This window comes from Mycolicibacterium sp. Y3 (assembly GCF_051188035.1).
Taxonomy (GTDB): Bacteria; Actinomycetota; Actinomycetes; order Mycobacteriales; family Mycobacteriaceae; genus Mycobacterium; species Mycobacterium fluoranthenivorans.
Genome location: NZ_JAVQLT010000001.1, coordinates 334,518 through 344,340 on the forward strand (window position 1 = coordinate 334,518; position 9,823 = coordinate 344,340).

Annotated in this window: 10 protein-coding genes; 7 read left to right on the forward strand and 3 right to left on the reverse strand. The window is 65.2% G+C overall.

The features are described from left to right. Positions 1 to 52: 52 nt before the first annotated feature. The gene (locus QN239_RS01610; RefSeq protein WP_499007855.1) at positions 53 to 1,522 is read right to left on the reverse strand and encodes a flavin-containing monooxygenase; all 1,470 of its coding nucleotides are present in this window, start codon (positions 1,520 to 1,522) and stop codon (positions 53 to 55) included. 78 nt (positions 1,523 to 1,600) lie between these two features. On the opposite strand from QN239_RS01610, the gene QN239_RS01615 reads away from it, so the two are divergent. Continuing rightward, entirely contained in the window at positions 1,601 to 2,254 is a 654-nt protein-coding gene (locus tag QN239_RS01615) for a TetR/AcrR family transcriptional regulator (protein ID WP_499007857.1), read from the forward strand. A gap of 24 nt (positions 2,255 to 2,278) precedes the next feature. Then, positions 2,279 to 3,493: a DNA polymerase IV gene (gene dinB, locus QN239_RS01620; protein WP_499007858.1), complete on the forward strand. Its 1,215-nt coding sequence runs from the start codon at positions 2,279 to 2,281 to the stop codon at positions 3,491 to 3,493. Here dinB and QN239_RS01625 read toward each other — a convergent pair. Both QN239_RS01625 and QN239_RS01630 read right to left on the reverse strand, forming a co-directional pair. Then, complete coding sequence (locus tag QN239_RS01625) at positions 3,490 to 3,921, reverse strand: hypothetical protein (RefSeq protein ID WP_499007860.1); 432 nt, start codon at positions 3,919 to 3,921, stop codon at positions 3,490 to 3,492. The genes dinB and QN239_RS01625 overlap by 4 nt on opposite strands. A gap of 10 nt (positions 3,922 to 3,931) precedes the next feature. Then, positions 3,932 to 4,945: a PHP domain-containing protein gene (locus QN239_RS01630; protein ID WP_499007861.1), complete on the reverse strand. Its 1,014-nt coding sequence runs from the start codon at positions 4,943 to 4,945 to the stop codon at positions 3,932 to 3,934. 76 nt (positions 4,946 to 5,021) lie between these two features. Here QN239_RS01630 and QN239_RS01635 point away from each other — a divergent pair, with 76 nt between their 5' ends. The 5 genes from QN239_RS01635 (at position 5,022) to QN239_RS01655 (ending at position 9,152) form a co-directional block, all read left to right on the forward strand. Continuing rightward, positions 5,022 to 5,996, forward strand: coding sequence for an EspA/EspE family type VII secretion system effector (locus QN239_RS01635; RefSeq protein WP_499007862.1), 975 nt, complete (start codon positions 5,022 to 5,024; stop codon positions 5,994 to 5,996). A 3-nt stretch (positions 5,997 to 5,999) separates the two neighbouring features. Beyond that, positions 6,000 to 6,323 carry an ESX-1 secretion-associated protein gene (locus tag QN239_RS01640; RefSeq protein WP_499007864.1) on the forward strand — a complete coding sequence of 108 codons (324 nt, stop codon included), beginning with the start codon at positions 6,000 to 6,002 and terminating at the stop codon, positions 6,321 to 6,323. Next, positions 6,320 to 6,826 (forward strand): YbaB/EbfC family nucleoid-associated protein, encoded by a 507-nt coding sequence (locus tag QN239_RS01645; RefSeq protein WP_187097337.1) that lies wholly within the window; start codon positions 6,320 to 6,322, stop codon positions 6,824 to 6,826. The genes QN239_RS01640 and QN239_RS01645 overlap by 4 nt, the downstream gene beginning before the upstream one ends. Further along, positions 6,823 to 8,232: a 9-bladed beta-propeller domain-containing protein gene (locus QN239_RS01650; RefSeq protein WP_499007865.1), complete on the forward strand. Its 1,410-nt coding sequence runs from the start codon at positions 6,823 to 6,825 to the stop codon at positions 8,230 to 8,232. The genes QN239_RS01645 and QN239_RS01650 overlap by 4 nt, the downstream gene beginning before the upstream one ends. A gap of 77 nt (positions 8,233 to 8,309) precedes the next feature. Continuing rightward, the gene (locus QN239_RS01655) at positions 8,310 to 9,152 is read left to right on the forward strand and encodes an LLM class F420-dependent oxidoreductase (RefSeq protein WP_499007867.1); all 843 of its coding nucleotides are present in this window, start codon (positions 8,310 to 8,312) and stop codon (positions 9,150 to 9,152) included. Positions 9,153 to 9,823: the final 671 nt, after the last annotated feature.

Genomic DNA, 9,823 nt, shown 5'->3' on the forward strand with positions numbered 1-9,823 from the left:
CCGAATACCCCCGGAATCCGTGGATTCCGGGGGTATTCGCGTCGTGTAGCGGTTACACCGTCACGGCCGCACGGTGCTTGGTGAAGTGCAGCGACTCCTCGTCGACCTTGCCGTACCGGATGGTCCGCAGGTCGAAGAAGTAGTTCTGCTTGAGCCGCCACGGCGCTTCCGAACCCGACTTGGGCAGGCTGTCCATGGCGCGCCGGAAGTAGCCCGGGGTGAAGTCCATGAACGGCTCCTCATCGACGGCTGCACCGGGATGCTGCGGTTCGACGCGGTCGAATCCGTTGTCGTCCATGAAGTTCAGTACGCGGCAGATGAATTCCGACACCAGGTCGGCCTTCAGCGTCCAGGACGCGTTGGTGTACCCGAAGGTGATCGCCATGTTCGGCACACCGGAGAGCATCAGGCCCTTGTAGCACATCGTGCTAGGCAGGTCGATGGGCTGGCCGTTGCGCAGCGCCTTCGCGCCGCCGAACAGCTGCATGTTCAAACCTGTTGCGGTGATGATGATGTCGGCCGCTAGCTCTTCACCGGAGGTGAGCTTGATCCCGGTCTCGGTGAACCGGTCGATGGTGTCGGTGACCACGCCGGCCTTGCCGGACCGGATGGCCTTGAACAGATCGCCGTTGGGCGCCAAGCAGACTCGCTCATCCCAGGGGTTGTAGCGCGGGCTGAAATGCTTCTCGTAGTCGAAGTCCGCGGGCAGTCGGCGGGTCGCCATCTCACGCAGCGCCTTCTTGAACACGGCCGGGAACTTGCGGGCCAGCTGGTACTGCGCGGTGGCGTAGGCGATGGCCTTCCACCGGTTGACCCAGTGCGCCGCGTTCTTCGGCAGATACTTGTTGGCCTGCTTGGCCACCGGATCCTCCAGCGGCAGTGCGCCGATGTAGGTGGGTGAGCGCTGCAGCATGGTCACATGACCCGCGCCACCATTGACCAGCGACGGGATCAGGGTGACGGCCGTGGCGCCGGAGCCGATCACGACGATCTTCTTGCCGGCATAGTCCAGATCCTCCGGCCAATGCTGCGGATGGATGATCTGGCCCTTGAAGTCCTCCGCACCGGTGAAGGTCGGGGTGTAGCCCTCGTCGTAGTTGTAGTAGCCGCTGCAGACCGACAGGAACGACGCGGTGATCTGCTTTTCTTCGCCGTCGGTCTCGACGGTCACGGTCCACCTGTTGTCGGCATCGGACCAGTCGGCAGAAATCACCTTTTGACCGGTGCGGATGTGCTTGTCGATACCGTTTTCGTGGGCGGCCTCGTTGATGTAGTTCCAGATCGCGGGACCATCGGCGATCGAGCGGGCCGAGGTCCACGGCTTGAACCGGAAGCCGAGGGTGAACATGTCCGAGTCGGAGCGGATGCCCGGGTACTTGAACAGGTCCCAGGTGCCGCCGATGTTCTCGCGGCGTTCCAGGATGACGTAGCTCTTGGACGGGCAGCGCTCCTGCAGGTGCCATGCGGTGCTGACACCGGAGATGCCGGCACCGACGATCACGACATCGAAGTGTTCGTTCATGGGACCGACGGTATCAACACAGTGTCGAGCTGGTCAACGGAGTGTTGAAATTTTCGACATGGCGTAAAGTACCCGGTGATGACGCAGCCCGAGGTGAGGCAGAGGCCGGTGAAGACCGCCCGCGGCCGCCGCGCGACCCGCCCCTCCGGCGATGATCGCGAAGCGGCCATCCTGGCGACCGCGCAGCGCCTGCTCGAGGAGCGCGCCTTCGCCGACATCTCCGTCGACGACCTGGCCAAGGGGGCCGGCATCTCCCGGCCGACGTTCTACTTCTACTTCGCCTCGAAGGAAGCCGTCCTGCTGACGCTGCTGGATCCGCTGATCAAACTCGCCGACACCGGGTTCGACAGTGCACTGGAGGACATGCCCTCCGATCCGAAGCGCGCGATCCGCCGGGGCATCGAGATCTTCTTCAGCTCGTTCGGTTCCCACCCCGCCACCGCGCGGGCCGGCGTCGAGGCGGTGACGGTCAGCCCGGAGTTCCGGGCGGTGTGGCAGGGCTTGATGAAGAAGTGGATCGCCATGACCGCGGCGCTCATCAAAGTCGAACGTGAGCGCGGCGCCGCCGCCGAGACCATCCCCGCCTCGGACCTGGCGACCTCACTGAACCTGATGAACGAGCGGATGATGATGGCCACCCTGGCGGGTGATCAGCCGGCCGTCGAACATGCCCGCGTCGTCGACACGCTCACCCACATCTGGTTGACCAGCATCTACGGCAACACGCCCTGATCTGTCGGCACCTGATGCGAACATGTGTTCGTGTCTCGGCCCGTGCCTTCAGCGCACATCCTGCACGCTGATCTCGACTCGTTCTACGCCTCGGTAGAGCAGCGGGATGACCCGGCGCTGCGCGGCCGCCCGGTGATCGTGGGCGGCGGGGTGGTGCTGGCGGCCAGCTACGAGGCGAAGGCCTACGGCGTGCGCACCGCCATGGGCGGCCATCAAGCCCGGCGGTTGTGTCCACACGCCATCGTGGTCCCGCCCCGCATGTCGGCCTACTCGCAGGCCAGCCGCGTCGTCTTCGAGGTCTTCCAAGACACCACCCCGCTGGTCGAGCCGCTGTCGGTGGACGAGGCCTTCCTCGACGTCTCCGGCCTGGCCCGGGTGTCGGGCACCCCGGTGCAGATCGGGGCAGCATTGCGCGAGCACGTCCGCGATCGGGCCGGGCTGCCCATCACGGTGGGCATCGCCCGCACCAAATTCCTCGCCAAGGTCGCCAGCCAGCAGGCGAAACCGGATGGGCTCCTCCTGGTGCCACCCGATCGCGAGCTGGCGTTCCTGCACCCGCTGCCGGTGCGCAGCCTGTGGGGAGTGGGCGCCAAGACCGCCGAGAAGCTGCACGCGCACGGCATCCGCACCGTCGCCGATGTCGCCGAACTGAGCGAGAGCTCGCTGGGTGCGATGGTCGGCGGCGCCATGGGGCACCAACTGTTCTGCCTGTCCCGCAATATCGATCGCCGGCGAGTGGTCACCGGCGTGCGCCGACGCTCGGTGGGTGCCCAGCGGGCACTGGGGCGAGCCGGAAACATCATGTCCGACAAAGAGATCGATGTGGTAGTCGTCAACCTCGTCGACCGGATCACCAGACGCATGCGGGCGTCGGGGCGCACCGGACGCACGGTGGTGCTCCGGCTGCGGTTCGACGATTTCGGTCGGGCCACCCGGTCGCACACTCTGGCCCGGGCCACCGCGTCCACCGAGGCGGTGCTGGCCGCCGCCCGCGAGCTGATGGCCGGTGCGGCTCCGATCATCGGCGAACGCGGCCTGACCTTGGTCGGCTTCGCGGTCTCCAATATCGACCGGGACGGAGCCACTCAACTGGAGCTGCCGTTCGGCGGCGCCGCCGATCCCGTGGCCATCGACACCGCCGTGGACCGGGTCCGGCAGCGATTCGGGAACGCGATGCTGACCCGAGGCGTGCTGCTCGGACGCGACCCGGGATTGGAGATGCCCATGCTGCCGGACTAGCCGAATTGCGCGGCGACAAAGCCGCTGAACAGCACCAGGAACCCGCCGATCTCACCGGCCATCAGTGCCACCATTCCGGCGTGCAACCCCGGTGCGGGCCGCTCGAACTGATTGGTGGTGTCACGCCGCAGACCGTGCTGGACATAAGCCCCGATGGCCACCACGAAGAAGAACACCACAACCATTGCGGCCGTGAGGTTCAGCCACGTCGGCCAAGCGCTGAGCTCGACGAACACCGCGATGAGCAAGGTGGCGAAGGAGTACAACAGCGCCGCGCGGTGCGCGATGTCGACGTAGGGGTGGGCCAGATGGTCCGGGCTGGTCGCCATCTGCCGGTACTTCCAGGCACCGAGGATGAGCGCCGCCAGGAAGATCAGCCCGGTCGCCAGCAGGGTGACGACGGTGTCGATGCCGAGATGCGTGCTCATCGCGCCGAGTCTAGGAAGTCATCCACGCCAGGAGTCGCTCGGCCGTCCAGGTGTTGACGATGCGGTCCTGCGGGACCCCGGCGTCCAGTGCCCGCTGTGCCCCGTAGCCGAGGAAGTCCAGCTGACCTGGTGCGTGCGCGTCGGTGTCGATACTGAACACGCAGCCGATCTCGATCGCCAGGCTCAGCAGCCGGTCCGGCGGATCGCAGCGTTCCGGGCGCGAATTGATCTCGACGGCAACGCCGTTGTCGCGGCAGGCGGTGAACACCCGCTCCGCATCGAACTTCGACTCGGGCCTGGTGCCACGGCTGCCCTCCACCAGCCGGCCCGTGCAGTGGCCGAGCACATCGGCGTGGCCGCCCTCCACTGCGCGGACCATCCGCCTGGTCATGGCATCGGCATCCATGGCGAGTTTGGAGTGCACACTGGCCACGACGACGTCCAAGCGGTCCAGCAGGGCGGGTTCCTGGTCGAGACTTCCGTCGTCGAGGATGTCCACCTCGATACCGGTCAGGATGCGCATCGGTGTGGTGCTCGAGAACTCTTCGCGCAGTTCGTCGATCACGTCGAGCTGGTGCCGTAGCCGCTCCGGCGAGAGCCCGTTGGCGATGGTGAGCCGCGGGGAATGATCGTTCAGCGCGCAGTATTCGTGACCGAGCCGCTGCGCGGTCGCCATCATCTCGGCGATCGGCGCCGATCCGTCCGACCAGTTCGAGTGCAGATGCAGATCGCCCTTGAGCGCGGCGCGGATGTCGCCGCCACCGAGATCTGTTGCGTTCTGCCGTAATTCGGCGAGGGTATCGGGCTCGCGGCCCGCCCAGGCCTGTGCGATGACCTTGGCGGTCTTGGGCCCGACGCCGGGCAACGCCTGCCAGCCGTTGGTGCGCCCCAGCTTGTCCCGCTGCTCGTCGGTCAGCGCCTCGACCACGTCGGCGGCCTTGCGGTAGGCCATCACTCGCCGGGATTCCTCGCGCGCCCGGTCCTTGAAGTAGGCGATCTCGCGCAACGCGGCAACCGGGTCCATCGATTCAGTGTGCCGCGAAAACGTGCTCCGGCACACCGTGAGGCCTTGTTAAGCTGCCGGATGGGGGTGATGGTGCGTGAGTGACGGCGGTAGCGATCTTCTCAAGGATCTGTTCGACCTCGGTAACGGAATCCGCAGCGGCATCCAGGACGTCCCGAAACTCTTCCAGGACGTCGTGACCCTCGACGCCCACGGTGCGCTGACCGACGGCCGCAAGGTCATCGGCGATGTAGGCGATGTCCTGAACGGCCTGGGTGGGCTGGGCATGGGGCTGACCGAGGTGCCCAGGCAGATCGCGGAGAAGTACGCCGGGTCCGCGCTGGGCAGGCTGGCCGATTCCAAGATTCTGTCCGCCGCGCAGTTGGCGATCGAGGCCGAGAAGGCCACGACTGGCTCAGGGGATCCCGAGGACGGCAACGGCTACCACGACTCGGCGGTCCGGATGCAGGCGGTGGTACAGACACTGTCGGACGCGGATCCGCGAGACGATCGGTGGAACGGCAGAGCGGCCGTGACCTACACCGCCACCAACAGCGCTCACCGCAAGCACGCCTCCGCCGTCCAAGCCGCCGACCAGGAGATCGCGAACATCCTCAGCGCCGAGGCAACCCAGGTGAGTCGCACCCGTAGAACACTCGACGAGACGAATCAGTATCTTTCGGACTACGGGGCAGCCACCGCATGGATGAACTTCGTTCCAGGCCTGGCACAGGCCAAGGCGGTGGCCGACATCGCTGCAGCCTCGGCCGCACTGCTGACCACGAACACCACGATGGCAGTTCTCGTCGCCGACGCCGCGCAGAATGCGCTCCGTGTTCGCGCCCAGATCGACAGTTACGTTGCCGCAGCAGACCTTCCTGCAAGGCCAGACCTGCCGCAGACAGAGCAGCCCGGCGAGGGCGAGCCGTTCGTGTCCCAGGCTGCTGACATCGCCGATGGCACTGCACCGGGGCGACTCAACAACGACCGTTCGTTCGACGTTCCGCGTGCCGATGAACCACCGAACAGTCCCGGAATCCCCTACGGTTCCGCGACGGCAGCAGAAGGGTGACCCGTGACGGTAGAAGCCGACAACCTTCGTGTCTTGACCGAACAAGTCAGGAAGCTGACGAGTAAGCAGCGCTCTGCCGCAGACCAAGTCACCGGGGCGAACCGGGCGATCGCCGGTGTCGCCGACCGCGTATCGAGTACCCATGGGGTCGTCTGTTTTCTGACCTCCAACGCTCTGACGGCCGCCGATGGGGCGCGCAATGCCGCGGGTTCGGCGTTGCACGCGGTGTCGAATGACCTTTCCGAGAGGCTCACCACCGCGGCGGACAATTACGACAACGCCGACTATCGAGCAGGAAAGCGCATCAGCCAAGCCGGGCGCATGTGAGCGATTCGGCCGGGGGATCCTGGGACGACGATGACGACGATCAGAGGCACGCTGACGAGACATCGGTGTTTGAAGCTTTTGCGGTCTACGTATCCGATGACGCCGACGCGGCAGGAATTCTCGACGAGCTTGGCTCGAACACTGACGACGATCTCCTCACCGTCGTCTTCACCGCAACCAACCCGCAAGGCTCGGTCTCGGTAACCGCGCTCCTGGACGGCAGGGTGCTACGCGTCGATTTGGACCCCAAGGTGTCGTCCATGACCGAGGCCGAACTCTCACAGGAAATCGTCGCCATCGCCAGGCTCGCCACCCGGCAAGCGCTTGCGGGTCAACACCTTGTGATCGCCGCGCTCATGCAACGTCGTGGCCATGACTCGGCCAACACCCGTAGCTTTCTGGAGCGCGAACTACGCCTCCCACCCCCTGATGTCGTGGTGGCCGAGCGCGCTCAGCTCTTCGCCCATCGATATGCGGAGAAAGAGGAGTGGCGGCGTCAATGAGGTCGGTTCCACAGCCCTACAGGCGAGTCTGGCTGATCGTCCTCGTCGTGCTCTTTGCCGTCCCAGCACTTGTCATCACGATCGTCACTCTCATCGGGCAGCGCGCCCTGACGAAGACGACCGACAACGTCACCTTCACACGCGGCGAGTGGCAGCCTCCGACTCAAGCCCTTCTCTCCTCACCGATGCAGGTGCGGCCGGTGCCCGGATGGCGCACTACGACAACCGATCTCGGCGTGACGGATGCTGCGCCTTCGGCGCCACCCCTGTTCGCCAACGATTCCGCTCCGTTCAGATCGGACTCTTACCTGGGTAACGTCGACGATCGGGCCTTCTTCATGGTGGGCAACGTGGGTGCGCCCGCCCCGCAGTGGTGGTTGGTTGCCATCGACGTGAGCAACGGCGGCCGAGTGTTCCGGCCGGTTCCGCTCATCGCCAGTCACGCCCGCCCTAGGTGCTACCTCAATGGCCCAGACGCCGTCCTGTGCTTGACGGACAACGCCAACGACACCACCGCGTGGGTCATCAACAGTCACAGCGGAATAGTCGAATACAGCGGGCCGACTCCGCTGACGGTCTACTCCTCGAGATTCATCATGCAGCAGGTCGGCATCTACGCCGTGGCGATGAAACAGTACGAAGGCATCTACGGCATCGGCCCGACTGCGAACACCAGCTGGTTCGTGCCCGGCTATGGAACCCTCGACACAGACGTTCGCAACCCGTTCCTGTTCGCACCGCCGAGCCTGGCCACACAATCTGCCGGACGCGGAGCCGACCGCACCATCACCTTCTCACTGAAAGATGGCACCGTCGTCCGGCCCGAGATCGCTGCCGGCCAGCAGCAAGAGCGGGCAGTCACCTACCTCGGCGGATTCGCGGCCGAGGTGGCTGTTCCACGCGGCACCACGGATGTTCAATTCTTCGACGACACCGGCCGACGCGCGGGGCAGAACAACGCTCCAGGAACGCTCGTCGGATCGGGCGGTCTGCCCCTTGTGAACCTGACCGGCGGAGGATGGGCCCTGTTCAACACCCGGGGCGAAGTACTCATCCAACGGGCGGCTCCGGAGGATGCGCAGCCGGCCGTCATCGGAGACTTCTTGCTGATCAGTGGTGACCAGCGGGAGGACAAGCACCAGTACGACCTGAAGTCTGGCGCGGAGATGAAAGCCTGTGACCTGCCGAGCGGCTACTTCGCAAGTGACGGCAGGGTCGCCCTCGGCTACCACGGTTACGCCGACACCGTCAGCACGCTCGCGGCCGTCGACCTCTCTACCTGTGACACGCTGTGGACAACGCAGTCCCCGGTCGGCTCGTTTCGCAAACTCTGGCGCATCAACACCACGCTCGTCCAATTGTCCGATGACGGAAAAGAACTGATGTCACTCGTGGCGCCCAGCTGACTCCGGACCTGGCATTCACACCGAATTGCCAACAAGTCCCCGGAATGAACCGCTCGCGCGGACTAGTTTCGAGATGTGTGAGATTCGCATTCAAGACATCCCCGCAGAACACGCCATGGGCCGACATGCTGGCCATCTGGGAAGCCGCAGATGACATCGACGTCTTCGAATCGGGCTGGACCTTCGACCACTTCTATCCGATCTTCTCCGACTCCACCGGCCCCTGCCTGGAGGGCTGGACCACGCTGACCGCACTGGCCCAGGCCACCAAGCGGCTGCGGGTGGGTGTGCTGGTCACCGGCATCCATTACCGCCATCCCGCGGTGCTCGCCAACATGGCGGCTGCGCTGGACATCATTTCCAACGGCCGGCTCGAACTCGGCATCGGCGCCGGGTGGAACGAGGAGGAGTCGGGCGCCTACGGCATCGAACTGGGCAGCATCAAGGAGCGCTTCGACCGCTTCGAAGAGGCCTGCGAGGTCCTCAAGGGCCTGCTCAGTCAGGAGACCACCACCTTCGACGGCAGGTTCTATCAACTCAAGGACGCCCGCAACGAGCCGAAGGGTCCACAACAGCCGCACCCGCCGTTCTGTATCGGCGGCAGCGGCGAGAAGCGTACCCTGCGCATCACGGCCAAGTACGCCGATCACTGGAACTTCGTCGGCGGCCCGCCGGAGGAGTTCGCACGTAAACGCGATGTGCTCGCCTCGCACTGTGCCGACATCGGGCGCGACCCGAAGGAGATCACGCTGTCCGCGCACGTCCGGCTCGGCGCGGACCGCGACTACGCCAAGGTCGTCGCCGAGGCCGCCGCCCTCGGCGAGGAGGGGCTGGATCTGGCCATCGTCTACCTGCCACCGCCCTATGACACCGCGGTGCTGGAGCCGCTGGCCGAGACCATTCGAGACGCCAAGCTCTGAGCTCGGGACGGTTCCCGCAGGGGGCAGGTCACCCTGCGGGAACCGCCGGTCCGGCCGAGAACAGGGACGGCGCCGCTGCTCTCTGGGTACATCCTGTGCACTGCGCGGCGAATCCGCGCGGTGAAACGCCAGTTCGGTGGTGATCAGTTTTGTGCCGACAGCCGATCTGGCCGGCGAACGGCGCCACCGCGCTGACGGTAACGAAACGATCACAACGGGCAAAGTAGCGCGCCCGTCAGTGACGGGTGAGTCATGAAACTGGATCAGACGCCGAAGCGGACCATTTCCGCGGCGGTGATCAGGCGCTCGTGCTTAGCTGGAAACTCGCGGCTCTTCACTGGATGGCGGAACCATGACCAGGCAATTCGGCTCATTCGTGACCGTGAATCCGGGAAGTTGTACACGGTGAAAACTCCTGCGGTCGGGCGTATAGCTGCACCGGGGGGTCACTTTACCGCACGACCCCTACCGGATCATTAGATAACGCTCACAGAGCAAACACAGCGAGGCGCGCCGACATAAAATCGGATGTTTTTCCTGTGACTGGAGTTGCTGGAGTTGCGTTGCGCAACCGCTCCGAGACCAACCCGCGCCGCGAAATTGTTGTCAGCGCCACGTTCTGCCAGGACAGCGGGCAACCACAACAATCTCGCGACGAATCGGTGAACGCC